A 24613-nucleotide genomic window follows, 5' to 3' on the forward strand; every position below is an offset into this window, starting at 1 on the left:
GCTACCGTTGCTCCCGCACGAACCTGTTGCGCAACGTGCCGACGCCGCTGATGTCGATCTCCACGACATCGCCGTGCCTGATATCAGGCGATGCACCGTCCGTGCCCATCCAGATCACGTCGCCTGGCCACAGCGTAAAATACTTCGTCAGCTCGACCAGGAACGGCACCACGCCGAAGATCATGTCGGCGGTCGCGAAGCGGTTGGTTTCCTTGCCGTTGACGCGGACGACCGTTTCCATCTGTTCGAGCTCGGCCGCGGTCTCGATCCACGGCCCCATCGGCTTGAACGTGTCGGCATTCTTGGAGCGCCACAGGCTGCGATCGGCCTTCTGCCAGCTGCGCTCGCTGACGTCGTTGCCGATGGTGTAGCCGAACACGCAATCCATCGCGTTCTCTTTGGTAAGGTGCTTCACTTTCTTGCCGATGACGACGACGAGCTCGCCCTCATAGTGGATCTTCTCCGTCGCAAAGGAGGGGATCACCACGTCCTCGTCATGCGCGATCAGCGCGTTCTGAGCGCGGTAGCCGATCTCGGGACGGTCCGGCACGGCCGGCACGGTGCCGGCCTTGTCGGCGGCCTCCTTCAGGTGCTTGAGGTAGTTCAAGCCGACGCAATAGAAGGTGCGCGGGATCAGCGGCAGCTCGATCTTGACGGCGCCGAGCGCATGCGTGCGCGCGGTGCGCTGCCACTCGCCGAAGGGATCGCCGTCGACGGCGATCACCTTGTCACCCTCGATGATTCCCCAGGAGGTCTTGCCCGCGGTGGTGAATTTCAGCCAGCGCATGTCGGAGCCTCCCGTTATTCCGCGGCATCGCGCGGCTGCACCTTCCAGGCGCCGGCCGCCGGCCGCTTCAGCCCGAGATTTTCCCGCAGCGTCTTGCCGCGATACTCCTTCTGGAACAGGCCGCGGCGCTGCAATTCCGGCACCACGTGCTGGACGAAGTCGGCGTAGGAGCCGGGCACATAGGTCGCCGCGATGACAAGGCCGTCGCAGCCGCGCTCGACGAACATCTCTTCCAGCCTGTCGGCGATCTCCTTGGGGCCGCCGACCATAGCGTCCTGCACCTGGCCGCGGCCGGAGAACGTCACGAAGTCCCGCGCGCTCGGATTGCTCTTGCCTGAATTCTTCAGCACGCCGTCGCGGATGCCGAGGATGCCCTGCATGCTCTTCAACTCGTCCGTCGTCAGAGGCTCGTCGAGATCCTTGGACGCGAAGTCGTAGTTGAGCGCTTCGGCGAGCAGCGACAGCGCGTCGATCTGCAGCGGCAGCTTGTTGATCAGCGCCATCTTGTCCTCGGCCTCGGCCTTGGTCGCCGCGCAGACCGGCGTCGTCAGGTTGCAGAGAAACATCTGTTCGGGATCGCGGCCGGCCTTGGCGGCCTGGTTGCGCACCGCCGCGTAGCCTTCCTTGGCGGCCGCGAGATTGCGCGCGGCGGTGAAGATCACCTCGCCCCATCGCCCGGCAAAGCGCTGGCCGCGACCGGATGCCCCCGCCTGGATGATCACGGGGTGACCCTGCTGCGAGCGCGGCACGGTGAACGGCCCGCGCGACTTGAACGCCGGTCCCTTGTGATCGAGCCGCTTCACCTTGGTCGGATCGGCAAAGCGGCCGCTCTTCTTGTCCATGATCAACGCGCCGTCTTCCCAGGTGTCCCAATGGCCGAGCACGACCTCCATGAACTCGTCGGCCTTGTCGTAGCGCGAGTCATGTTCGGGATGGGAGTCGCGTCCCATGTTGAGGGCTTCGCCGTCGTTCAGCGAGGTCACGACGTTCCAGCCCGCGCGTCCGCCGGACATCAGATCGAGCGTGGCGAAGCGGCGGGCGACGTCGAACGGCTCGTAATAGGTGGTCGAGCAGGTTGCGCCCAGGCCGAGCTTGTCGGTGACCATGCCCATCGTGGTCAGCACGATCAGCGGATCCATCTTCACGCAGCGGATGCCGTATTCGACGGTGTGGGCGTGGTCGTTGCCGTAACGGTCCGGCATCGCCAGGCGGTCATCGAAGAAGGCCATGTGGAACTTGCCGGCTTCGAGGATTTTGGCGATCTCCTGATAGTAATCGGCGGACATCGAATCGTCGCGTGAGTCCGGATGCCGCCAGGAGCTCGGCAAATTGGTGCAATTCTGCGCCTGGAGGAAGCCGACCAGGACCATCTGCCGGTTCATGTTGCTGTTCTCCGGATTGCGTCAGGACAGATCGAGGACGGTGTCGAGCCGGTATTCGCGCGCCAGCACGCGCAGCTTTTCCCAGGTCGCATCCTCGATTTCGATGCCGTCGCGCAGGCGCTGTTGCTCGCGCAGGCCCTCGATCTCGCCGGGATAGTAGACGCCCTTGCTGCCCTCGGAGGGCGGCGTCGATTTCAGATAACGCGCGAACTCCGCGACCTCGCGCTTGAACTCCTTCAGCGGACGGAACGCGGCGACGTTGAACACAGCCATGAAGCAGCCGTCATTGTGCCGCCCCGTCGGCTCGACGCCGAAGCCGAGACCGGTGAGCAGGCCGCAGAGCACCTCGACCATGGCGGCGAGGCCGCTGCCTTTGTAGCCCTCGGTGCCGCCGAGCGGCAGCAGCGCGCCGCCCTTGCGGTATTGGGTTGGGTCGGTGGTATGCCGTCCCTCGGCGTCGATGATCCACCCCGTTGGAATCTCTTCGCCGCGAGCGACGGCAAGCTGGATCTTGCCGGCCGCGACCGCCGATGTCGCCATGTCCAGATAGAACGGCGTCTCGAGATCGGACGGCACCGCGATCGAGATCGGGTTGGTGCCGAGCCGCGCCTCCTTGCCGCCGAACGGTGCCACGTGCTTCGGTGAACGGCCGGAATCCGCCGTCGCGATCCCGATCATGCCCTCGCGCATCGCCATCAAGGGATAGGCGGCGAGGCGACCGACATGGCTCTGCCGGAACACGGTGCAGGCGGCGACGTTCGCGGTCTTCGCCTTCTCGATCGTCAGCGCCATCGCCTTGGCGTTGACGTGGAAGCCAAAGCCCCAATGGCCGTCGATCACGGTCGTGGTCGGCGATTCCTGGACGATGGTCCATTCGGCGCCGGGAACGATGTGCCCGGCCTTGATGCGGTCGATATAGGTGGGAACGGCGATCACGCCGTGCGAATCGTGGCCCGCCAGATTGGCATTGACGCAGCCGATTGCGACCGCATCGGCTTCTTCCTCGGAGGCCCCGGCGGCGCGGAGCAGGGCGGCGCTGACGCGCGTGAGGCGATCGGCCTTGACGATCGGCATGGCGTTCCCTCGAGATCCCCGCCCTTGGCGGCGCGGGTTGTTGAAGCCATCGTCTCAAAGCGCAGCTGCGATATCAATCTCCCGTAAACCAATACAGGGCTGCAAAATCGTAAAGAGAGCCGCCATTGGTCGGCGAATCGTCCCGTGCGGCGGTATTTCCTGCAGTTTGGCGCAGGTCGTTCGCAGCTCGTTCACTTTGATTGAGGGTTTGCAGCGCGCAATAACGACCACTTAGGCGATGGCCGTTCATAAAGTCACCGGGAGAAATAGGCAGAATGCCCGGGAGCTGAGATCGTGCCGACGACACTCGCGCGCACCTTTGCGGCGTTGAGCGCCATCAACGAGGCGATCCTCTATGCGAAATCGCCGGACGAGCTGTACCAGAAGGTCTGCGACGCCGGGTTTTCGAGCGGGGACTTCTTGGCCGTGGCGGTGTTCCTGGTCGAACCGGACGGCCGCCGCCTGCGGTTTGCGGCGGGCTGCGGCGATGACATCGAGCGATTGCGCTCGATCGTCATCACCACGGAAGCCGGCACGCCCGAAGGATCGGGTGTGGGGGGCGAGGCGTTTCGCGATCAGAAGCTGTGCATCAGCAACGACTATCTGAATGATCCGCGCTCGCTGGCGTGGCGCGCAGGCGCGGCTGCGGCCCATATCGGTGCGGCGGCGGCGTTGCCGCTGCTCTGCAACGGCAAGAGTGTCGGCGTGTTGCTGGTGACCCGCAGCGAGCCCAATTCGCTGAACGAGCAGATGGTCGCGCTGTTCGAGCGCATGTCGGCCAACATTTCCTATGCGCTGGACAATTTCGCGCGCGACACCGCGCAGCAAGCCAGCGAGCGGGCGACGCGGCGTCTCAACCGCATGTTCGGCGCCCTCAGCGCCACCAACGAGGCCATTCTGCGCGCCAAGACCGAGCAGGAGCTGTACCAGCTCGTGTGCGACGCCTCCGTCCATGGCGGCAAGTCGCTCGCGACCATCGTCCTGCTGAAGGAGCGGGACACCCACTGGCTGAAGCCAGTCGCCGGCACCGGCCCGAATCTGGAGCTGGTCGCCCAGACCAAATATTCCGTCGATGCCGCCAACCCCTATGGCCGCGGCATCTCCGGCAACGTCTTCCGCAGCCAAAGGCCCCTTGTCGAGGACGACCTCGTCAGCCGCACGAAGGGAACGCTGTGGGAGCAGGCCAATGTGAATACGGGTGTCGCGGCCTGTGTAGCCGCTCCGCTGATCAAGTTTGGCGAGAGCGTCGGCATCGTCCTGTTCTTCATCAGCAAGTCATGGGCCAAGGACGAGGAAGTCGTTGCGCTGCTGCTGCGCATGGCCGAGAACGTCTCGTTCGCAATCGAGAATTTCGACCGGGTGTCCGAGAAGGCCAGAATTGCCGCGGAAGAGGAACGGCTGGCGCGCATGTATGCGGCGCTCAGCGCCACCAACGAGGCGATCCTGCGGGCGCGGTCGCGCGCCGAGCTGTTCGACCTCGTCTGCGAGGCGACCGCGAAGGGCGCCAAGTTCACCTCGGCCAACATCGCGCTGGTCGACCATGACGCCGAGCTGCTGCGCGTCGTCGCCAGCTACGGGCCGAACGCGGACCATGTTCGCAATTTCAAGTTCTCAACCTCCGAGGACGTGCCGGAAGGCCGCGGCCTGACCGGCACCGCCTTCCGCACGCGCCAGCCCGCCGTCAGCAACGACGTGCTCGCCGACGAGCGTATCGCGCCGTGGCACGCCAGCGCCCGCCGCACCGGCATCGCGTCCTCTGCGGCGCTGCCGCTGTTCAACGGCGATCGGATCGAGGGCGTATTCCTGTTCAACTCTCCGGAGCGCGGCACCTTCACGGATGAATTCGTCGAATTGCTGCGCAAGCTTCAGGCCAATGTCGCCTTCGCGCTGGAAAGTTTCGAGCGCGCCGAGGAGAAGGCGCAGGCGGACAAGCAGCGTAACCGCCTGACCGGAATGTTCGAGGCGCTCAGCGCAACCAATGAAGCCATCATCCGCGCCAAGACGCGCGAGGAATTGTTCGAGGCCGCTTGCCAGGCTGCCGTCCTCGGCGACGTGTTTGCCTCGGCCACGATCGGCATCATCGACAAGGGCAACGAAATCGTTCGTGTCGTCGCGGTGAAGGGGCGTCTGCAGGAGCAGATGGCCGGACGGACCTGCAATATCTCCCCCGGCCATCCCGAGGCCCAGGGCATCATCGGGGCCTCGCTCCGGAATCGCCGGCCCAGTGTCATGAATGACTATCTGAACGAGCCGCGGTCCATGTACTGGCGGACGAAGGCGGTCGAGGACGGAACGCGCGCGGCCGCCAGCTTCCCGCTTCTGAAGACAGGCCAGGAGCCCATCGGCATCCTGCTTTTCCTCGCATCTGAAGAGAATACATTCACGCCCGATCTGGTCGAATTGCTGGGACGCCTCGCCGAGAACGTCTCCTTCGCCCTCGACAATTTCGATCGGGCCGAGGAAAAGGCCCGCACCGAGGCGCAGAAGGAGCGCCTGACGCGCATGTTCGCGTCCCTGAGCGCGACCAACGAGGCGATCATGCGGGCGAAGTCGCGCGCCGAACTGTTCGATCTCGTGTGCCTTGCGGCCTCGAACGGTGCCAAGTTCACCTCGACGACGATTGCCCTGGCCAAGGCCGACAGCGATCAGCTGGAGATCGTGGCGAGTGCCGGCCCGTCCGCCGACACCACGCGCAACGTCCGTCTCTCCATCGATCCGGAGCGGCCGGAAGGGCGCGGAATGAGCGGCACGGCGTTCCGTACGCGCCAGCCCTGCATCAGCAACGACTATCTCAACGACCAGCGTGTGAGCGCCTTCCACGCCATCGTGCGCGGCGACGGCGCGCGCTCGGGCGCGGCGTTTCCGCTCGTCGTTCACGACCAGGCGGTCGGCGTCATGATCTACATGTCGACCGAGCCCGCCAGCTTCACGACCGAGTTCGTCGAGCTGTTGCAGCGTCTGGCCGACAACGTCTCCTTTGCGATGGAGAATTTCGATCGCGCCGACGCCAAGAACCAGGCGGACGAGCGGATCGAATACCTCGCCTCGCACGACAGCCTGACCGACCTTCCGAACCGCGAGACCTTCAATGCGCTTCTGCGCGAGGCGATCGACACGGCAGAGCGTCACGATCACCGCTTTGCGGTATTGTTCATCGACCTCGACCGCTTCAAGGTCATCAACGATTCACTCGGGCACGAGGCCGGCGATCTGCTGCTGCTCGAAGTCGCAAACCGCCTGCGCGGCGCGCTGCGGACCAGCGACGTGGTGGCGCGGCTCGGCGGCGACGAGTTCGTGGTGATCCTCGACCAGTGCGGCGAGATCGACGACGTTCAGCGCATCGCGACCGAACTCCTGACCGCGCTTGCCCAGCCCATGGAGCTGGCCGGGCACGAGTGCCACACCACGGCGTCGATCGGCATCGCGATGTATCCGGCGAATGGCTCGGACGCGCAGACGCTGACCAAGAACGCCGACATGGCGATGTATCTCGCCAAGGAAGACGGCAAGAACGGCTATCGCTTCTTCTCCAAGGAAGTGAAGACGCAGTCGATCGAGCGTCTGTCGCTGGAGAGCGCGCTGCGCCGGGCGCTCGAGCGCGGGCAGTTTTCGCTGAACTACCAGCCCAAGGTGGAGATGGAGACCGGCCAGATCACCGGCGTCGAGGCGCTGCTGCGCTGGACCCATCCCGATCTCGGCAGCATCTCGCCGGCGCAGTTCATTCCGCTCGCGGAGGAAACCGGGCTGATCGTGCCGATCGGCCGCTGGGTCCTCAACGAGGCCTGCGCGCAGGCGATGGCCTGGCAGCGCCGCGGCCTGCTGCCGGTGTCGATGGCGGTCAATTTGTCGCCGCGGCAGTTCGCCGACGAACATCTGTTGCAGGACGTCGACGAGGCGCTGGCGGCCAGCGGCATGTCGCCGGTGCTGCTTCAGCTCGAAGTCACCGAGAGCATGATGATGCGCAACGTCGGTCGCGCCCTCAAGGTGCTCGACGCCATCCAGAGCCGCGGCATCCGCCTCGCCATCGACGATTTCGGCACCGGCTATTCGTCGATGTCCCTGATGAAGCACTTCCCGATCGACACCATCAAGATCGACCGCTCCTTCGTGCGCGACCTGCCGCAGGATTCGGAAGACCAGGCGATCGCGCAGGCCATCATCAGCATGGGCAAGGCGCTCGGCATGACCGTCGTCGCCGAAGGCGTCGAGAACGCCGAGCAGGAGGCATTCCTGCGCACCCATGGCTGCGACGAGATGCAGGGCTTCCTCATCTCCAAGCCCTTGCCGGCGCGGCAGATGGCCGAGCTGCTGCGGCCGATGGTGCCGCCTGTCGCCCCGCCGCTCCAGCCGGAGCCCGAAATTGCCGCCACGGAAGCCGCGGCGTCACGGCTGAAGCGCGCCGTGGTCTGAGGACTGCGGCGCTCCGTTCCCGGCGAAGCAAGGCGCGGGCGCGCCGATGGCCTAACGCGGTCTGAACGGATGCGCCTTCTGGTGCCAGGCCCAGGCGGTGCGGATCACCGTAGGCAGGTCGGAGTGACGCGGCACGAAGTTCAGCACTTTTCTCGCAGCGGAAGGATCTGCGACCAGATAAGTCGGATCGCCGGCGCGACGCGGCTTGACGGTGTGCGGCACCTCGCGTCCGGTCTCCTGCTTGATCGCATTGAGGATCTCGCGCACCGAGAAGCCGGAGCCGGTGCCCAGATTGAAGCTGCCGCCGGCATGCCCGCCTTCCAGCAGCTTCAATGCCGCGACATGCGCTGCGGCAAGGTCGGTGACGTGGATGTAATCGCGGATCGCGGTTCCGTCGGGCGTGTCGTAGTCGTCGCCGAACACTGCGAAGTCGACATGGCCCTGCAGCGCCATCATGGCGCGGGGAATGAGATGGGTCTCGTTGTCGCGCAGCTCGCCGATGCCGCCGGCGGGATCGGCGCCGCTGGCGTTGAAATAGCGCAGGCAGAACGCGCCGAAGCCGTAGGCTGAGCGGTAATCGGCCAGCATCCGCTCGATCATCCATTTCGACGCGCCGTAGGGATTGATCGGTGCGCAGGGAAAGTCTTCCGGCAGCTCCTTGGAATCGGCATTGCCGTAGACGGCGCCGGTCGAGGAGAACACGATGCGGTGGCAATTCGCGTTGCGCATCGCCTGCAGCAGCGACAGCGTGCCCTGCACATTGTTGACATAGTATTTCTGCGGATCGGTCATGGACTCGCCGACGAGGCTGGCGGCCGCGAAATGCATCACCGCCGTGACCTTGTGCTCGGCGAAGGCGCGCGCCAGCGCCGCGCCGTCGAGCAGATCGCCCGTCACCAGGGGACCTGCAACGAAGCTGCGATGGCCTGTCGAGAGATTGTCATAAACGACGGGCTGATAGCCGGCGGCGGTCAATGCGCGGCAGGCGTGCGAGCCAATATAGCCCGCGCCCCCGGTGACGAGGACGGTCGGTCGGTCTGTCATGTCGTCTTCTGCTCTTCTCTTAGCGGACGGGTCGGTTGCGGCTGAAGAGAAGATAGAGCGCGCGGGGGTTGGTGGTCAAATAGCGCCAGAACAGGCGGCGCGGCTCGAGCAGCGTGCGCCAGGCCCATTCAAGCCCGATCTTCTGCATCCATTGCGGCGCACGGGAACGGCTGCCCGACAAAAAGTTGAACAGGCCGCCGGATGTCTTGATAACGCCGACATTGGTGAGGTACGGGGTGAACTCCTTCACGAATGCCTGCTCGTTGGGCACGCCGAGCGCGACCCATAGATAATCAGGCGCAAGCGCGTTGATCTCCTCGACCTTCGCGCGCAGCGCGTCGCCGCGCAGATAGCCGTGGCTGTAGCCGACGATCTTGAGGTCGGGATAGAGCTTCTGGACGTTCTCGACGGCGGCGATGTTCTCGTCCTCGCTGGCGCCGAACATGTAGAAAGTGCGGCCGGCCGCTTCCGCCTTGCGCGCAACCACATGGAACAGATCCGTGGTCGCAACGCGCTCGGGCAGCGGAAACCAGGATTGCAGTCGCGAGGCGGCGACCAGCGGCTGGCCGTCGGCGTTGATCAGGTCGGCGGCGCGGAACAGGCGTTCGGTCTGCGGCTCGGTCGAGCAGCGCGCCAGAACCTCGCCATTGGCCGAGGTCAGGAACAGCGGGCGGCCGATGCGATTGTCGGGATCGGTCGCCTCGATCATGAAATCGGCGGTGGCTTCCAGGTCGATCGCGGCCATGCGGAGCCCGCCCACGGTGATCCGCGGAACCTCGGCCGTCGCTGCCCGTCCATCAATGTTGACGCGGCGCTCAAGCATATTGTCTGCCTCGCTGGCGCGTTTCGACCGCCGGTGTGAGCTCGTCGAGCACGACGCCGACGAGCTTGCGCTCGGCGCGGCCGAGCCCGGCCAGGATCTCTTCCAGGCTGTCATTGATGTCGAGGCTGGTCGGCAGCACCGCCACCAGTGCGTCGACTTCGTCGAGCAGCTTGCGGCTGCCGGCGACAAGCGGCATCGCGGGGCCGTCGAGGACGACGAGGTCGTAGCCCCCCGCCGCGCGCGCCTGACCAATCGCCTTGCGGATCGCATCAGTCGCCTTGCCGGCATCGCCTTCGCCGGCGGGCAGCACCGAAATGCCGTTGACCGTCTTGATCTCGCGTGCGGCCTTGCTGCCGATCGAGAGCCAGCCGAACCTGCTGGGCTCGCTCTTGCCGGGGCGGCTAATCTTGTTCGAGAGCGCGTGGGCCTGATGGTCGGCATCGATCATCAGCACGCGGGCGCCGTCGCGCGCGGCTGCGAGCGCGAAATTCAGCGCAGCCACGCTGCGTCCCGTGGTCTCGCCGGCACCGACGAGCGCAACGACGGGCATCGCCTTGCCTTCGGCGCGCCGGGCCACGGCAGCGCGCATGTCGCGCCAGGCGTTGAGCAGCTTCGTCAGGGGAAAGCCCGGCCGCAACGTTGGCCAGCCCAACCGTGTGAGGTCGACACCGCCGCCGGTGGCAAGAATGGCGCCGAGCGTGTGGATGACGTCGGCCTCCTGAAGGCGCGCGATCAAGGGCTTTTCGATCAACGGCTTCTCGACCATCGCTGGCTGCAGCGACGGCGCGGCGAGTTCGGGCAGCGCCTGCGCCGCTTCTGCAAGCTCCGAAGCCTGCTGAGGCCGCGGCGCTTCCGCAGCCGGCAAGACCTCGGGCGCGCGCGCCTTCTCCGGCACCGGCTTGCGCTCACGGCGGGCTGGTGCGGGGACCGGTGCCGTCGCGCCGGCGAACAGGAGCTCGGCCGCGACAAACCAGCTTGCGGCCGCGAGCGCGCCGAAGATGAAGCCGATCATAGCGAACAGGCTCATCGCCGGCGGGAACGAGCGTCGCTGCGGCACCGTCGCCTCGCCGATCACGCGGGCCGCCGAGGTGTTGAGCGTCTCCTGCTCCTCGGTCTCGCGCGAGCGCTTCAGGAAGGATTGGTAGACGTCGCGGCTGGCATCGGCCTCGCGCTCGAGCTCGCGCAGGCGCACGGCGGCCTGGCTGAGCTGGACGCTTTGCCGCTTCTGCGCTTCCAGCGCCCGGTTGAGCGAGGCCTCGAAGTCGCGGGCGCGCGTCAGATCGTTCTTGGCCGACTGGGCGAAGCGGTCGATCTCCTCGCTGATGGCGCGCTTGAGATCCTCGACCTGCTTCTCGGTCTGGCGCAGCGCCGGATGGCGCGGGCCGAGCTCGCCGGCCTGCTCCGCATATTTCTTGCGGGCGTCGGCATATTGCGCGCGCAGATTCGCGATGGTCGGCGATTGCAGCGCCTCCGAATTCGCGCCGGCATCGGCGGCCGTGCGCCGGCTCGCCTCGATCTGGTCGAGCCGCGCCTGGGCATCCATCGTGGCCGCGCGTGCCGCGGAAAGCCGTTGGTTGCTGGCGGAGAGCTGCTGATCGCTGATCAGCGCGTCCTGGGTGCCGACGAAATTGTTCTGGGCCTTGTAGGTGGCGAGCGCCGTCTCGGCGCTGCGCAGCCGCTCGCGCAGCTCCTTGAGGCGACCGGACAGATCGTTGGTGGCGCGCCGTGCCGCCGAAGCCTGCGAGTTGCGGGATTCGGCGAGATAGGCGCTGGTCAGCGTGTTGGCGAGCATCGCCGCTTTCGCCGGATCGGTCGACCAGACCTCGACGTCGACGATGAAGCTCTTCTCGGTCTTGCGGATGGTGATGTGCCGGTTCAGCGCGTCGAGTGCCGCCAACTGCACTTCCTTCTTCTCCGCGGCGGAGGGCGCCGCAGGTTGAAGACCGATCAGGCCGAGCAGCGACGACATTGGGCTAGCACTTCCGCCGCCGCCGAATTCCGGATCCTTGTCGAGGCCCGCCTGCTGGATCACCTGGAGCAGCACGCTGTTGGAGGTGATCAGGCGCGCCTGGCTCTCCACCACCATGGACATGCCGGAGACGTCCTGCGCGCGCGGCGTGAGCTCGCGGTCGACGAGCTGCAGCTCGCGCGGGTCGACATAGAGCTGGGCGGTGGCGGTGTAGCGGGGCGTCATGCTCTTGCCGATGGTGACGGCAAGCGTTGCGCCGAGCAGGGCAGCCGCGGCGATCGCGACCTTGCGCCGCCAGAGCAGATTGGCGAGCTCCAGCACGTTGAAGCCGGCCTGAGATCTCTGTTGCGGGGGCTCGGCTCTCGCCCGATCTATCGGCTGGTTATAGTCAAGCATGATCCCCAGCTTTCATTCCAAATGCCGCAGGCTGAGGGGTTACTCTTCGCTCTACGCCACGCCCCCGGGATATAGGGGCCCAATCAACGCAACAGGGAAAATTAACCATACTCACCGAGGGACTATTCACCGAAATGGCAAACAAAGCGTTTAAACGCTTGCCGCTCCGCGATGCGTCCTCGTGACGTCCGACATGCAGGGGCTCCGTGAAGATTAACCGTTCGTTACCGCGCACGGCACGGCCGCGAGGCTTCCTTTGTCCTGCAATGGGCCGCGCGCACGCCATGATGGTCAGATCTTCCGCAGAATGACGTGATAGTCGCCGCGGCGGACGTCGGTGCCGCGCGACAGCATGGTATTGAGCAGGGTGGCGCCGGCATCCACGAGGGCCGCGAACAGCGGCTTGCGCCGACGCATCTCCGGATAGCGCGGGCTTTCGACCTCGCGGCGGTAGACCATCTCGAGGCCGTTGGCGGCCGCGAAGGCTTCGAGCCGGGGCAGCGTCACCAGCGGATGAAAGAAGGTCGGGAACGGCGGCTCGCCGGGCAGGCCCGCGTCCTTGATGCCGCGGATGTGCCGGTAGAACCAGACGTGAAACCAGTGCGGCGAATATTTGGTGACGACGCCCGACAGCGAGCGCGGATTGGGGGCGCCGATCAGGATCATGCCGCCGCGCTTGAGCGCATCGCGGAAGTTCAGGAGCGCGGCGTCGACATGGGGCAGATGCTCGATCACGTTGTAGCAGATCACGAGATCGAAGGTCTCGCGGCCGAAACGGTAGGTCTGTACGTCGCCGAGGATCGCCTCGTCCGCGTAGGTGTTGTTGCGGACCTGGTCCTCGTCGATGTCGACGACGGTGACCTTGCTGCGACCGAGCAATTCCGGCGGCAGCACGCTGCACGAGCCTCCGCCGGCTTCGTAGATGGCAAGCGGGTCCTTCGGTAGCTCGCGGCGCAGGACGTCGTGAACGGCAAGCAGGCTGTCGCGCGCTTCGCCGGGAACGAGATCGTGCAGCGCCTGGACGGGGCCTGCGGGAATCCGGATCGCCGTGGCTGTTGCGAAATCGATCGTGGCTGGCTTGTTCATGTTCTCTGACCGCGCTTGTTCTAATCAAATTTACAGGAAAAAACTCGCTTGCCCGAAGAGCAAATCCGATGCCGCGCGGTCTCACCGGTGGCAGTGCTTACGGCCCGGTTAATGCGCATGTGCATTAACTACGGTATTGTTCATGTTGGGTCGTTGTCGCCGCATGGACCGCGACTTGCAGTACCACGCGCGCATGATTTCGCGGGAGAAACCGGGCAAAGCGGTTAAACGCATGAATTTGTTTCTGGGCGGCCATGAGATCGGCGCGAGGCCATGGGCTGACGCGCCTCGACCGGCCGTTCATTCTGGGACGCATCTGTCCCGCGGCGATGTGCCATCGCAGGACGCGTGATCGAAGCAGGGCTTTTTCAACATATCTCGGACATTGAGAACGTCATGACATTGATCCCGACAGAGCTGTCCACCACGCGCATCTCGGATGCCGTGCGCGATCCCAACCGTGAGATCGCGGCGAGCTCCCGAATCATCGACCTGTCGGTCGGTATCGTCGTCTGCATTCCCTGCTTCCGTCGTCCGCAGCACCTGCGGCTGACGCTGGACTCGCTGGCGAACCAGCGCACTCCGCGCTCCTTTGCGGTCGTCATGGTCGAGAACGATGCCGCGCAGCGCGAGAGCGCGCCGGTCGCCGCGGAGTTCCTGGCCGAGGGCAGGCTGCAGGGCGTCTGCCTGGTCGAGAGGCGGCAGGGCAATTGCCAGGCGATCAACGCCGCGTTCGAGACGGCGCAGGCGCTGTTTCCCGCCGCCACCCGCTTCCTGATGATCGACGACGACGAGATCGCCTCACCCGACTGGCTCGAGCTGATGGTCCGCACCGCGGAGGCGACCGGGGCCGACGTGGTCGGCGGCCCGGTGCTGCCGGTGTTCGAGGACAACAGCAAGCCGTGGCTGGCGCGTCATCCCGCCTTCCGTCCCGCCTATGATTATTCCGGCGCGGTGCCGCTGATCTACGGCTGCGGCAATTGCCTGATCACGCGCGCGGCCTTCGAGCGGTCCGACCGTCCGGCGTTCGACCTCCGCTTCAACTTCCTCGGCGGCGGCGATTGCGACTTCTTCGTGCGCTGCCGTGACGCCGGCATGATCTTCCACTGGACGGCGGAGGCGGTCATCACCGAGACCGTGCCGCAAAGCCGCACCAGCCTCGGCTGGATCGCAAAGCGCGGCCTGCGCATCGGCGCGATCAATTACCGTGTGCAGGTCAAGGCCGCGCGCAGTTCGGCGGCGCGGGCGCGGGTGTTCGCGCAGATGCTGGGACGGTTGCCGCTGTCGCTGGTTCGCGCTGCCGGCCTGCTGACGTCGTCGAAAGCCGTCGTCGCGATGCACCCGGTGCTGGTTGCGTTCGGCTCGCTGCTGGCAGCGTTCGGGATCGAGCCGAAGCCTTACGAGGCCTCGAAGATCGTGTCGTGACGCCGAGGCAGTCGGTCAGATCCCGAAACGGGCGAGGGCGACCCTGAGCGTGGCGCGGGGCAGCGATTTCAGCGAGCGCTGGCCGATCATGGCGAGATATGAGAGAGCGTCGCGATATCTGCCGAAGCGCACCGCCTGCATCGCCGAATAGGTGACGAGATGAATCTCGGCGGCGAGGCGCAGCCCGGCCGTCATGCTCTCCGGCAATCTCGCCAGGATCAACCCGTCGTCGAACACCCGCGCAATGGCCGGGAAGAAGTCTTTCGGCGTCCGCACCGCGGCGTTCATGGTGTTGGCGGTGTGCAGACGATAATCGAGCAGCAGTTTTGGCGCGAACTCGAATTCGCCGATCGCGGCGAGGCGGCACCAGCAATGCCAGTCCTCGCAATATCTCAGGGACGTATCGAAGCCGCCGATGGCACGGAAGGCTTCCGCGCGTGCGAGCGCGATGCCGCCATTGACGATGAAATTGCCGGCGGCAAGCCGCGTCAGCACGTCGCCGGACGGTTTCCGGCGTCCTTTCAAGAGGCCACGCCGGCCGATCTGGCGCCCTTCGCTGTCGATCGTGTTGTAGTCGCCATAGACCAGAACCGCGCGCGGCGCGCTGCGGGCGACCGTCAGCAATGCAGCCACCGCGCCGGGGCGGAGCCGGTCGTCGGCATCGAGGAAGAGCAGCCAGTCGCCGCTGGCATATCGCGCGCCGAGATTGCGCGCCGCCGACACGCCGGCGGCGTCGTTTGCCATCAACCGCAGGCGCGGATCGCGAATGGCACGGACGATTGCGGTGGTGTTGTCGGTGGAACCATCGTCCACCACGATCACTTCGCCGACCTCGCCTTGCGCGAGCGCGCTGGCGAGGGTTTCGCCGATATAGGCCGCGACGTTCTTGGCGGGAATGACGACGGATACGAGCGGGACCGACGTCGCCGGCAGCGGCTGACGCGCTGCCGGCCCCACGCGAGAGGCGGCCGGCAATTCGAGAACGTCTTCGGCGGTGATCACGCTACTGCTCGCCCTTAATGATCTGTTAACCAGGGCGCATCCGCCGCACTTGAAACGCGGGCGATCGCAACCTTGGTTGCTCGCGGATGATACCCGCATCGCACGCGAATGGTTGCCGGGAAGGCCATCGCGGCGCCGGTTTCGTCAAATAGCGTTAAGCCGCTGGCATTAAGCCTGTGGCAAATTTCGAGGAGAGTGACGGCCTGTCTCATGCGAGAATGCGCATCAGGTTGCCGCGGATGGATCCAGTGCCCGCAAAGACGTTCGAACACGACCCCGATGCGATGATCCTCAACCTCTTCTACGAGGACAAGGACGATCGCTGGTTTCCCGGCGACCGGCATCTGCGGCGCATGGCGCGCCGCCTGCTGCTCGGCGAGCCGCGCATGAGCGGACAGCTTCGCGTGTTCCTCAACCTCTGTGCGGGGCTCGACCGGCTCGGGATCCGCTACCGCGTCAACGATTACGGCTACATCGCGCAGCACCCCGACGAGCTCGCCTGCATCATCGGCCGCACCTTCCTGCTCGACAAGTTCGCGTGGAAGAACCCGATCCTGCTCGGCGTCGCCGCCCACAATCATCCGCTCGACGACCCTGACCTGTTCAAGCGTCTGCCGGTGAAGAAGGTCGTGGTGCCCGGCCCCTGGTACGTCGACATGTACCGGCCGCACTGGCCCGACACCGAAGCCTGGCCGATCGGCATCGACACCGATCTCTGGGCGCCGTCGCACCCTTCGCGGAAGACAGTCGACGTACTGGTCTACGACAAGGTCCACTGGGATCGCGAGCGCTATGCGCCGGAGTTGATCGAGCCCGTTCGGGCCCGGCTCGTCAGGGAGGGACGTTCGTTCACGGAGCTGCGTTATGGCAGCTACAAGGAGGAAGACTTCCAGGCCGCCCTGGCGGCTTCGCGCGCGATGATCTTTCTGTGCCAGAACGAGAGCCAGGGCATCGCCTATCAGCAGGCCCTGTCTTGCGGCGTGCCTGTCTTCGCCTGGGATCCGGGCGGGCCCTGGCGGGACCCCGACTACTATCCGCACCGCGTGCAGTTCGCGCCGGTGTCGTCGGTGCCGTATTGGGACGATCGCTGCGGCGCCAGGTTCACCGACATCGCCGGGTTCGAGGCCGGGTGGGACGACTTCTGGGCCGGCTGTGCCGCGGGAGCTTTCGATCCGCGAGGCTATATCCTGGATAACCTCACGCTCGAGCAACGGGCGCTGCAATATTACGAGATCGCACGGAGCATCATGCGGCAGCCGGCGACGCGGACGGCCGGCAGACCCGTTGACGGACGCCTGGCAGAGGTCAGCCAGGACGTGGAGCTTCACCGGCGTCACCAGATGACCTGAACCATGGACCGCAGCGCCGCCGACATCACTGACCTCGAGGCCCGATCATTGGGCTGTGCCTTTCGCGATGGGCTGGCGGAGCTGAACGCCATGCAGGCCGCGCGCTGTCTCGTCGCCGTCGCCGCCCTGCTGCTGGTAATGGTGACGCTCGATCCGTTTCCCGACCTGCGCAATCCCGATGTGACCACCGTCGTCGGTGGGCGAATGGCGCTGGCCTATATCTCCTGGGGCCTTCTGGCCGCGGTCGCGGTGCTGTTCGCTGCTGGCACCGATGCGCCTGCGCTGAAGAGCCTGGTGACGCCGCTGCATCTCTGTCTCGCGGGCTGGCTGCTGATCAACATCGTCCTCTCCGAGAGCCCGGGCGTTTCGATACAGCGGTTCGTGCTCGCCGCCAGCGTGACATCGCTCGCCGTCCTGCTGCCGTTGCTGCCGCCGTCGCAGCGCAGCTTCAACCTGTGCCTGGGTGCCGCTGCGCTGGTGCTGCTCGCGCTCTGCTATCTCGGCGTCTTCCTCGCGCCGCATTATGCGATCCATACGGCGCTCGACATCACCGAGCCGCAGCTCGCCGGCGATTGGCGCGGCAGTTTCGGCCATAAGAACATCGCCTCGCCCGTGATGACGATCCTGGTTTATGTCGGCATCTATCTGTCCGCCGTCGGCTCCTTCGTGATGGGTCCTGCGATCGCGGCGCTCGCCGGCATCTTCCTGATCTTCACGGGCGGCAAGACCTCGACGGTGCTGTGCCTTGCGATCTACGCGCTCGCCTCGCTGGTCTATGTCACCCCTGGCCTGTGGCTGAAGCGGATCATCTGCTTCGTTCCGCTGATCGTGATGAACCTGCTGACGGTCGGCAGTGTCCTGAGCCCCGCGCTCGGCGCCATCACGCGGCTACTTCCGCTCGATCCCACCTTCACCGGCCGTTCCGACATCTGGGAGTTCGCGCTCGCGGCGGTCGCCGAGAAGCCGATCATCGGCCACGGCTATGCGGCCTTCTGGGACGACGTCACCGCGCGGCAGACGGCGCAAGGTGCGGAATGGGCGACCTCGGCGGCACACAGCCACAACAGCTATCTCGACCTCGCGGTGACCATCGGCCTGCCGGGACTGATGCTCGTGATCCTCGTCTTCGTGCTCGCACCGCTTCGCAATTTCCAGTCAGCCCGGACGCATAACCACAGCCGCGCGCTGGCCAAGCTATTCCTGACCGTGTGGCTGTTCGGCCTTTATTATGGAGCGACCGAGACCTTCCTGCTCGAACGGCAGAATCCGATCTGGTTCATGTTTGCTCTGGCCGTGGCCGGTCTGCATTTCCTGGCCAGGTTCCAATGCGTCGCCCAAACGGAACCAGTGCCGTGAAAGCGTTCGCATCCAGGGCTGTCCGTCGTGGCAATGGCTTAACGATAAGCCGGTCTGCGACAAAACATGACCTATCCCGAAACATTCAGTAATCGTATGCCCCGCCGATGACGTTTCTCAGCGTCGAGCAACTGGATGGTGTTGTGTCCGCCACCTCGGACATCGCGATCGATTTCGTGCGCGACTGGCGCGAGGCCGCTTCGCGCCTGAATGCAGGGCATCGCACCGCCTTTCAGCATGGGTACTGGCTCGATGCCTGGTATCAGGCGTTCGACGACGTCGCGCCGTTGATCGCCGTGATCTCCGATGCCGCCACCGGCAAGGACATCGCGGTGGTGCCGATGATCAGCCATGTCAGGCGCGGCATCCGCATCGTCGAGTTCGCCGATCTCGGCGTCTCCGACAACAACGCGCCGATCCTCGCGGTCGATGCCGCATTGGACGCGGCGGCGGCGCAGGCAATCAGCAGGGCGCTGGTCGCGGCGCTGCGAGCCTTGCCGGACCGCTTCGATCTGCTTCGCCTGCGGAAGATGCCGGCCCAGCTCGGCGGCAGGCCAAATCCGCTGGTGTCGCTCGGGCGTATCGGGTCCTGCTCGCTGAACGGCAATCTCGTGCTGATGGGCGACGACTATGCGGACTATCAGGCCTCGATCAAGCGCATGCAGATGCCGCGTTGCTGGCGCGTCTTCAGCCGGCACGAAGGCGCGCGGTTCGAGATCGCCACCAATGTTGCGCGTGCGCATGAACTGATGGACGTGATGGATGTCCAGCAGCAGGCGCGCATGCGAAAGCTGGGCTCGCCGTTCGTTCTCAACGACGAGACTCATGCGCGATTCTATCGCGAGGTCGCCCGCCAGGGCGTCGCGGAAGGTTATGCGGTCCTCACGGCGCTGGTGTGCGACGAAGGCGTCGTCGCCACCGCGCTCGGCGTCAGGCACGGCGCGACCTATTACCTGCTCCGCATCAGCCACGGCGGTGATTCATGGTCGAGCTGCTCGCCGGGGCTGCTCGTCGCCGAGCGCACCATGGCGGCGCTGCATGAAGAGGGCGTGCGCCGTTTCGACCTCAGCATCGGCAATCAGGACTACAAGCGGCGCTTCGGCGCCGAGCGGGTGCCGCTGACCGATGTCAGTGTCGCCCTGACCTGGCGCGGTCTGCCCTACGCCTGGCGTGACCACGCCGCACAGGGCCTGCGCCGCTATCCCGCGGCTGCCGCCCTCGCGGCGCGGGCGATGGGCAAGGGAATACGTTGAAGCGGCATTCCCGGACGGGAATGCCGCGATCGTATCAGCCGTGCGGCTCAGCCATGCAGCTTCTTGGCGGTCTCCGCGATCTGGCGGCCCTGGTAGCGCGCGCCGGCGAGCTCGTTGGCGCTGGGCTGGCGGCTGCCGTCGCCGCCGGTGATCGTGGTGGCACCATAGGGCGCGCCGCCGGTGACCTCGTCGAGCTTCATCTGGCCGGCAAAGCCGTAGTTCATGCCGACGATCACCATGCCGAAATGCAGCAGGTTGGTGATGACGGAGAACAGCGTCGTCTCCTGGCCGCCATGCTGGGTCGCGGTCGACGTGAAGGCGCCGCCGACCTTGCCGTGCAACGCGCCCTTGGCCCAGAGCCCGCCGGCCTGGTCGAGGAAGTTCGCCATCTGCGAGGCCATGCGGCCGAAGCGGGTGCCGGTGCCGACGATGATTGCGTCGTAGTTCGCGAGATCCTCGATCTTGGCGATGGGAGCGGCCTGATCGACCTTGTAATAGGAGGCCTTCGCGACCTCGGCCGGCACCAGCTCGGGCACGCGCTTGATATCGACGGTCGCGCCGGCCTCGCGCGCGCCTTCGGCGACGGCATTGGCCATCGCTTCGATGTGGCCGTAGGCGGAATAATAGAGGACGAGAACTTTGGTCATGGTGGTCTCCGTTGGGTGATGAGTTGAGTTGCCGTCGTTGCCGGGCTTGACCCGGCAACCCATCGCCGCTCGAAAAAGCTCCTTGCGAAGGTGATGGATGCCCGGGGCAAGCCCGGGCATGACGAGTTGTTGTGGTTACGCCGCGTCGACGAGTACGAGCTCGCTGTCCTCGAGCGCGGTGATCTTGAGCGTGCTCTCGTCGCGGATCGCAGCGCCGTCGCGGGCATTGACGCGGACGCCGTTGATTTCGACCGCGCCTGCCGCGGGCACGAGGTAGAGGTGCCGCGACTTCTGCGGCGCATACTCGGCGCTCTCGCCGGCCTTCAGCGTCGTCGCGAGCACCCGGGCATCGGCGCGGATCGGCAGCGCGTCGGCATCGCCCTCGATCCCGCTCGCGATGGTGACGAGCCTGCCGGAGCGGTCCGCCTTCGGAAACGGCTTCGAGCCCCAGGTCGGCTGTCCGCCGCGCGCCGTCGGCTCGATCCAGATCTGGAAGATCCGCGTCTTCGTGGGTTCCAGATTGTACTCGGAGTGACGGATGCCGCTGCCGGCGCTCATCACCTGCACGTCGCCTGCCTCGGTGCGGCCCCGATTGCCGAGGCTGTCCTGATGGGTGATCGCGCCCTCGCGCACATAGGTGATGATTTCCATGTTGGCGTGGGGATGGGCGGGAAAGCCCGTGTTCGGCGCGATCTCGTCGTCGTTCCACACCCGCAAGGCGCCGTGGCCCATGTTGTTCGGGTCATAGTGACTCGCGAAGGAGAAGTGATGCTTGGCCTTGAGCCAGCCGTGGTCGGCGCCGCCGAGCTTGTCGAACGGTCTGAGTTCGATCATTTGCGAAAATCCTCTTTTCTGGGCGGGTGGCGCGATCAGGCGCCGAACCCGCCGTTGCCCCCTTGGATAAGCCTCGAGCTGTGGTATATAAATAGAAACTGTTGAAACACATTGTTTCCAAAAATAACCGATCGGCTGGCTTCCATGGCAAAACTCCCCGATTTCGAGGCGCTCGCGATTTTCGCAAAGGTCGTGGAATTACGATCGTTTGCGGGGGCCGCGAGCGAGCTCGCGATGTCCAAGGCGACGGTCTCCAAGGCGGTGACGCGGCTGGAGGAGCGGCTCGGCGCCCGGCTGTTCAATCGCACCTCGCGCCGGCTGGCGCTGACCGATGCCGGCCACAAGCTCGCCGAGCGCGCCACGCGCCTGCTGGTCGATGGCGAGGCGGCCGAGAACGAGGCGCTGGCGCAATCGGTGGCGCCGCGCGGGCTGGTGCGGCTCGCCGTGCCCATGACGTTCGGCATCAAGGCCGTGGCGCCGCTGCTGCCGGAATTTTTCGAAGCCTATCCGGAAGTGTCGGTCGATCTGCACTTGAGCGATGCGACGGTCGATCTGATCGGCGAGGGTTTCGACATGGCGGTGCGCATCGCGCGGCTGCCGGATTCCTCGCTGATCGCGCGACGCCTGTTCACCATGCCGCGCTTTACGGTGGCCGCGCCGTCATACCTGAAGAAGCACGGCCGGCCGACGCATCCGATGCATCTGGCCGAGCACAAGTGCTTCAGTTACGCCTATCTCTCGACGCCGAATGTCTGGCACTACACCAATTCCGCCGGCGAGCAGGCCAGCGTCCGCCCCGGCGGCCTGCTTCGCGTCAACAACGGCGAGGCCGTGATGCCCTCGCTGATCGCAGGTCTCGGCATCGCCGAATTGCCCGAGTTCATCGTCGGCGAGGCCATCTCCTCCGGCGCCGTCGAGATCATCCTGAAGGACTGGAAGCAGGCCGAAGGCGCCGTGCATCTGGTGACGCCCCCCGGCGGCCCCCGCCCCGCCCGTGTCGAAGCGCTCGGCGATTTCCTCGCGGCGAAGCTGCCGGGCACATGCAAGCGGCGGCCACGCGCGAAAGCCAAGGCGTCGTAGGGAAGTGAGCGGCTTCAATCGTCATTGCGAGCGCAGCGAAGCAATCCAGCTGCCGTAGGGTGGCAAAGCGCAGCGCGCCCACGTCTTTGCTCGAGGGATCGCAGAATGTCTCGATACCGGCGCGCACAGGGCAATTCGGCGAGTGATCGTGGGCACGGCGCGCGAAGATCGCGCCTTTGCCCATCTACGGCATCTTGTTCCTACATCACCTTCACGCCGTCGATGGCGACGATGCGCAAGGTCGGCTTCAGCGTGCCCTCCAATTGCGTCTTCAATTCGTGGACGCGCGGGTCGCGCGAGCGTGCGGCGCAGACGCCGTATTGATGGACGGATTGCGCCAAAGCGCGCCGCGCTTCCGGGGTCCGCGTCATTTCGGGCTTCGAAAGCCGCAACACGATCGCCGCGAGATTCACCAGCATCTCGTCGAGCGCAACGTCGATGGTCGCCAGATTCCGCATCGCTCACTCTCCTCGGGAGGGCAACAGCGGGTCCATGCATGCGTTCCTGGCGCGGCCGGACATGGTGAACGCTTCGTAAACGTCTTGTTCTTGCCGCCTGGCGCGTTAGGCTGGCGGCGACATAAGAAAATCAGGGGGAGGCACCATCATGGATCGACGCGATCTCTTGCGCGCCGCTGCTTCATTGCCGCTGATGGAGTCTTTGCCCAAGCAGTTTGTCAAGGCGAAGAAACGCCAGGCGCTGTCGCGTTGCGGTCATAGACTTTGTTGTCTATATCCGCGCCGCGTTTTGTTTCCTGCTTCGTGTTTCTCAACAACCCGATCGACCGCTACATGATGCTTCGTCTTGTTTGCCTCGTCCTGTTCGCACTCTGCCTGGCCGGTCCCGCGCAGGCGCAAGCCGCCCAGCCGGCGACGGTTGCCAAGCCGGCAAAGAACGCGCTTTCCAAGCCGGCACCTGCTCCGCGGTCCACGCCGCAAGCTGCAGGACCGTGCGTCGGCGTGATATCGCTGCTGGGCGATCGCTTCATCGTGAAGAAGATCGGTGTGACCGTGTTCGGCAACGAGAACAAGGAGGTTCCGGTCGACGGTTTCGGGCTCGATGACCTCGTTGTCGAGCGTGTGAGGGCCGCGGTCGGCTCCGGCTTTGTCGTCCGCAGGATCGCCGCCGATAAATCCGCATTCAGTTCGTACGATCCCGGGCTTGGCATGTTCGCTCGCAGCGACAAGGCCGGCGCCATCGTCCGACAAGTTGCCGGTCAGGCCGGGTGCAAACGCTATGTCGTCGTGATCAAGGGAATACGCCAGGGTGGATTCTTCGGCATCGGCGTCATGAAGGGCAGCCCGTTGTACAACATGGCCGACATCTACGCGGTCATACGGATCTACGTTCATGACGGGCAAAGCTTCGATATTCTGAAGAGCGGCGAAGGCTCGATCAGCGGAAGCAACTTTATGACCGGGCCGCCGACGCTGCGTATCGATTGGGCGCAGTGGCCAGAACCGCCGGAAGCCGCCAACAATCCGGTGATGCGCGCGTCGACGCGGCAACTGCTCGGCAACGTCCTCGACAAGAGCCTGCCTACCTTGTTGCAGTCGCAGTAGTTGAGGAGATCCGGCCAACCGGTCGACCCCCTCTCCAGGCCCCCTTCGCGGAGGGTGCAAGCGCACGGCTATCGCAACACAATCCATTTCGGTTAGGCTGCCTCCCAACAACGAAAACAATCGGGGAGGTACCAACCAATGAACCGCCGCGAACTCCTGAAGGCCGCTGCCGTGCTGCCGCTGGCGCAGGCAGCTTGCTCTCAATCAAGCTTTGCCCAAGCTCCTTACCCCTCGCGCAACATCACCATGATCGTGCCGTTCCCGGCTGGCGGCCAGGCCGATCTTGCGGCGCGCCCGGTGGCGATGGCGCTGGAGCGGATTCTCGGCAAACCCGTGATCGTCGACAACCGCGCCGGTGGTGGCGGCGGCTCGGTCGGCAATGCCGCGGCGGCGCGCGCCGAGCCCGACGGTTACACGCTGCTGATGACGCTGTCCTCGCTTGCGGTGCTGCCCGAGGCCGACCGGCTGTTCGATCGCCCGGTTGCCTACGAAGTCTCGCAGTTCATGCCGATCGCGCGCGTGCTCGCCGATCCCACGCTGCTGGCGGTGCCGGCCTCCGCACCGTGGAAGACGGCGCAGGATTTCATCGAGGACGCTTCGAGGCGCCCGGGCCAGATCACTTACGGCTCCTCCGGCCCTTACGGCACGCTGCATGTGGCGATGGAGATGTTTGCGAACAGTGCCGGCATAAAATTGCTGCACGTGCCGTTCCGCGGTGCCGGACCTGCGCTCACCGCGCTGCTCGGCGGCACCGTACAGGCGATCGCCGCCGCGCCCGGAACGCTGAAGCCGCAGGTCGACGACGGCAAGCTGCGCGTGCTCGGCAATTGCGGCGCGCAGCGCATCGCGAGCTTCCCCGACGTGCCGACCTTCCAGGAGCTCGGCTACAAGGACGTCGAGATGTACATCTGGGCCGGGCTGTTCGCACAGAGCTCACTTCCCGCGCCGATCGCGACCCGGCTGCGCGAGGCGATGGGGCAGGTGATGAAGAGCCCCGACGTGCTCAAGGCCTTCGAAACCTCGGGCAGCCTCGTAGCCTATCAGGATGCGCCGGCCTTCGCGCAATTCGTCGCGACCGACAGCACGCGGCTGATCGCGGCGGTGAAGAAGATCGGCAAGGTGGAGTAGGGGCGG

General features: G+C 65.5%; 20 protein-coding genes. 8 read left to right on the forward strand and 12 right to left on the reverse strand.

Annotated features, from left to right (window positions below):
- Position 1: 1 nt before the first annotated feature.
- The 4 genes from TSA1_RS00415 to TSA1_RS39225 form a co-directional block, all read right to left on the reverse strand.
- Positions 2-787 (reverse strand): fumarylacetoacetate hydrolase family protein, encoded by a 786-nt coding sequence (locus TSA1_RS00415; RefSeq protein WP_100174615.1) that lies wholly within the window; start codon positions 785-787, stop codon positions 2-4.
- Positions 788-801: 14 nt separating this feature from the next.
- Positions 802-2169 carry an LLM class flavin-dependent oxidoreductase gene (locus tag TSA1_RS00420; protein WP_100174616.1) on the reverse strand — a complete coding sequence of 456 codons (1368 nt, stop codon included), beginning with the start codon at positions 2167-2169 and terminating at the stop codon, positions 802-804.
- 21 nt (positions 2170-2190) lie between these two features.
- Positions 2191-3243, reverse strand: a complete 1053-nt coding sequence (locus TSA1_RS00425) for an Ldh family oxidoreductase (RefSeq protein ID WP_100174617.1) — start codon at positions 3241-3243, stop codon at positions 2191-2193.
- A gap of 73 nt (positions 3244-3316) precedes the next feature.
- Entirely contained in the window at positions 3317-3493 is a 177-nt protein-coding gene (locus tag TSA1_RS39225; RefSeq protein ID WP_161497174.1) for a hypothetical protein, read from the reverse strand.
- A 44-nt stretch (positions 3494-3537) separates the two neighbouring features.
- On the opposite strand from TSA1_RS39225, the gene TSA1_RS00430 reads away from it, so the two are divergent.
- Positions 3538-7653, forward strand: coding sequence for a bifunctional diguanylate cyclase/phosphodiesterase (locus tag TSA1_RS00430; protein ID WP_100174618.1), 4116 nt, complete (start codon positions 3538-3540; stop codon positions 7651-7653).
- Between the two features lie 51 nt (positions 7654-7704).
- On the opposite strand, the gene galE is transcribed toward TSA1_RS00430, so the two are convergent.
- The 4 genes from galE to TSA1_RS00450 all read right to left on the reverse strand — a co-directional run bounded on the left by galE (position 7705) and on the right by TSA1_RS00450 (position 12971).
- Entirely contained in the window at positions 7705-8697 is a 993-nt protein-coding gene (gene galE, locus TSA1_RS00435) for a UDP-glucose 4-epimerase GalE (RefSeq protein ID WP_100174619.1), read from the reverse strand.
- A gap of 19 nt (positions 8698-8716) precedes the next feature.
- A complete protein-coding gene (locus TSA1_RS00440) occupies positions 8717-9520 on the reverse strand; it encodes a WecB/TagA/CpsF family glycosyltransferase (RefSeq protein ID WP_100174620.1) in 804 nt (267 codons plus the stop codon).
- A complete protein-coding gene (locus TSA1_RS00445; protein WP_100174621.1) occupies positions 9513-11885 on the reverse strand; it encodes an exopolysaccharide transport family protein in 2373 nt (790 codons plus the stop codon). The genes TSA1_RS00440 and TSA1_RS00445 overlap by 8 nt, the downstream gene beginning before the upstream one ends.
- A gap of 291 nt (positions 11886-12176) precedes the next feature.
- Entirely contained in the window at positions 12177-12971 is a 795-nt protein-coding gene (locus TSA1_RS00450; protein WP_100174622.1) for a class I SAM-dependent methyltransferase, read from the reverse strand.
- Positions 12972-13367: 396 nt separating this feature from the next.
- On the opposite strand from TSA1_RS00450, the gene TSA1_RS00455 reads away from it, so the two are divergent.
- Complete coding sequence (locus tag TSA1_RS00455; protein ID WP_100180895.1) at positions 13368-14396, forward strand: glycosyltransferase family 2 protein; 1029 nt, start codon at positions 13368-13370, stop codon at positions 14394-14396.
- A gap of 15 nt (positions 14397-14411) precedes the next feature.
- On the opposite strand, the gene TSA1_RS00460 is transcribed toward TSA1_RS00455, so the two are convergent.
- Complete coding sequence (locus TSA1_RS00460) at positions 14412-15398, reverse strand: glycosyltransferase (RefSeq protein ID WP_174718675.1); 987 nt, start codon at positions 15396-15398, stop codon at positions 14412-14414.
- 248 nt (positions 15399-15646) lie between these two features.
- Here TSA1_RS00460 and TSA1_RS00465 point away from each other — a divergent pair, with 248 nt between their 5' ends.
- From TSA1_RS00465 to TSA1_RS39510, 3 genes are all read left to right on the forward strand, one after another.
- The gene (locus TSA1_RS00465) at positions 15647-16747 is read left to right on the forward strand and encodes a glycosyltransferase (protein ID WP_100180896.1); all 1101 of its coding nucleotides are present in this window, start codon (positions 15647-15649) and stop codon (positions 16745-16747) included.
- A 3-nt stretch (positions 16748-16750) separates the two neighbouring features.
- Positions 16751-18103, forward strand: a complete 1353-nt coding sequence (locus TSA1_RS00470; RefSeq protein ID WP_100174624.1) for an O-antigen ligase family protein — start codon at positions 16751-16753, stop codon at positions 18101-18103.
- A gap of 107 nt (positions 18104-18210) precedes the next feature.
- On the forward strand, positions 18211-19356 hold the full coding sequence (locus tag TSA1_RS39510; protein WP_174718676.1) for a GNAT family N-acetyltransferase: 1146 nt from the start codon (positions 18211-18213) through the stop codon (positions 19354-19356).
- 47 nt (positions 19357-19403) lie between these two features.
- On the opposite strand, the gene wrbA is transcribed toward TSA1_RS39510, so the two are convergent.
- Positions 19404-20003, reverse strand: coding sequence for an NAD(P)H:quinone oxidoreductase (gene wrbA / locus TSA1_RS00480; protein WP_100174625.1), 600 nt, complete (start codon positions 20001-20003; stop codon positions 19404-19406).
- A 135-nt stretch (positions 20004-20138) separates the two neighbouring features.
- Entirely contained in the window at positions 20139-20837 is a 699-nt protein-coding gene (locus tag TSA1_RS00485; protein ID WP_100174626.1) for a pirin family protein, read from the reverse strand.
- 144 nt (positions 20838-20981) lie between these two features.
- Here TSA1_RS00485 and TSA1_RS00490 point away from each other — a divergent pair, with 144 nt between their 5' ends.
- On the forward strand, positions 20982-21917 hold the full coding sequence (locus TSA1_RS00490) for a LysR family transcriptional regulator (protein ID WP_100174627.1): 936 nt from the start codon (positions 20982-20984) through the stop codon (positions 21915-21917).
- 200 nt (positions 21918-22117) lie between these two features.
- Here the strand turns inward: TSA1_RS00490 and TSA1_RS00495 are convergent, their stop codons facing one another.
- On the reverse strand, positions 22118-22375 hold the full coding sequence (locus TSA1_RS00495; RefSeq protein ID WP_100174628.1) for a hypothetical protein: 258 nt from the start codon (positions 22373-22375) through the stop codon (positions 22118-22120).
- A gap of 501 nt (positions 22376-22876) precedes the next feature.
- Here TSA1_RS00495 and TSA1_RS00500 point away from each other — a divergent pair.
- Together TSA1_RS00500 and TSA1_RS00505 are read left to right on the forward strand one after the other, a co-directional pair.
- On the forward strand, positions 22877-23479 hold the full coding sequence (locus TSA1_RS00500; RefSeq protein ID WP_145984253.1) for a hypothetical protein: 603 nt from the start codon (positions 22877-22879) through the stop codon (positions 23477-23479).
- Positions 23480-23617: 138 nt separating this feature from the next.
- Positions 23618-24607 (forward strand): Bug family tripartite tricarboxylate transporter substrate binding protein, encoded by a 990-nt coding sequence (locus tag TSA1_RS00505; protein ID WP_100174630.1) that lies wholly within the window; start codon positions 23618-23620, stop codon positions 24605-24607.
- The last annotated feature ends 6 nt before the right edge of the window (positions 24608-24613 follow it).

This window comes from Bradyrhizobium nitroreducens (assembly GCF_002776695.1).
In the GTDB taxonomy this organism is placed as follows: domain Bacteria; phylum Pseudomonadota; class Alphaproteobacteria; order Rhizobiales; family Xanthobacteraceae; genus Bradyrhizobium; species Bradyrhizobium nitroreducens.

Coding starts and splice junctions, on each gene's coding strand:
- wrbA (WP_100174625.1), bottom strand. CDS start 20,003: ATGACCAAAGTTCTCGTCCTCTATTATTCCGCCTACGGCCACATCGAA.
- TSA1_RS00485 (WP_100174626.1), bottom strand. CDS start 20,837: ATGATCGAACTCAGACCGTTCGACAAGCTCGGCGGCGCCGACCACGGC.
- TSA1_RS00415 (WP_100174615.1), bottom strand. CDS start 787: ATGCGCTGGCTGAAATTCACCACCGCGGGCAAGACCTCCTGGGGAATC.
- TSA1_RS00490 (WP_100174627.1), top strand. CDS start 20,982: ATGGCAAAACTCCCCGATTTCGAGGCGCTCGCGATTTTCGCAAAGGTC.
- TSA1_RS00445 (WP_100174621.1), bottom strand. CDS start 11,885: ATGCTTGACTATAACCAGCCGATAGATCGGGCGAGAGCCGAGCCCCCG.
- TSA1_RS00440 (WP_100174620.1), bottom strand. CDS start 9,520: ATGCTTGAGCGCCGCGTCAACATTGATGGACGGGCAGCGACGGCCGAG.
- TSA1_RS39225 (WP_161497174.1), bottom strand. CDS start 3,493: ATGAACGGCCATCGCCTAAGTGGTCGTTATTGCGCGCTGCAAACCCTC.
- TSA1_RS00425 (WP_100174617.1), bottom strand. CDS start 3,243: ATGCCGATCGTCAAGGCCGATCGCCTCACGCGCGTCAGCGCCGCCCTG.
- TSA1_RS00455 (WP_100180895.1), top strand. CDS start 13,368: ATGACATTGATCCCGACAGAGCTGTCCACCACGCGCATCTCGGATGCC.
- TSA1_RS00495 (WP_100174628.1), bottom strand. CDS start 22,375: ATGCGGAATCTGGCGACCATCGACGTTGCGCTCGACGAGATGCTGGTG.
- TSA1_RS00505 (WP_100174630.1), top strand. CDS start 23,618: ATGAACCGCCGCGAACTCCTGAAGGCCGCTGCCGTGCTGCCGCTGGCG.
- TSA1_RS39510 (WP_174718676.1), top strand. CDS start 18,211: ATGACGTTTCTCAGCGTCGAGCAACTGGATGGTGTTGTGTCCGCCACC.
- TSA1_RS00420 (WP_100174616.1), bottom strand. CDS start 2,169: ATGAACCGGCAGATGGTCCTGGTCGGCTTCCTCCAGGCGCAGAATTGC.
- TSA1_RS00470 (WP_100174624.1), top strand. CDS start 16,751: ATGGACCGCAGCGCCGCCGACATCACTGACCTCGAGGCCCGATCATTG.
- TSA1_RS00450 (WP_100174622.1), bottom strand. CDS start 12,971: ATGAACAAGCCAGCCACGATCGATTTCGCAACAGCCACGGCGATCCGG.
- galE (WP_100174619.1), bottom strand. CDS start 8,697: ATGACAGACCGACCGACCGTCCTCGTCACCGGGGGCGCGGGCTATATT.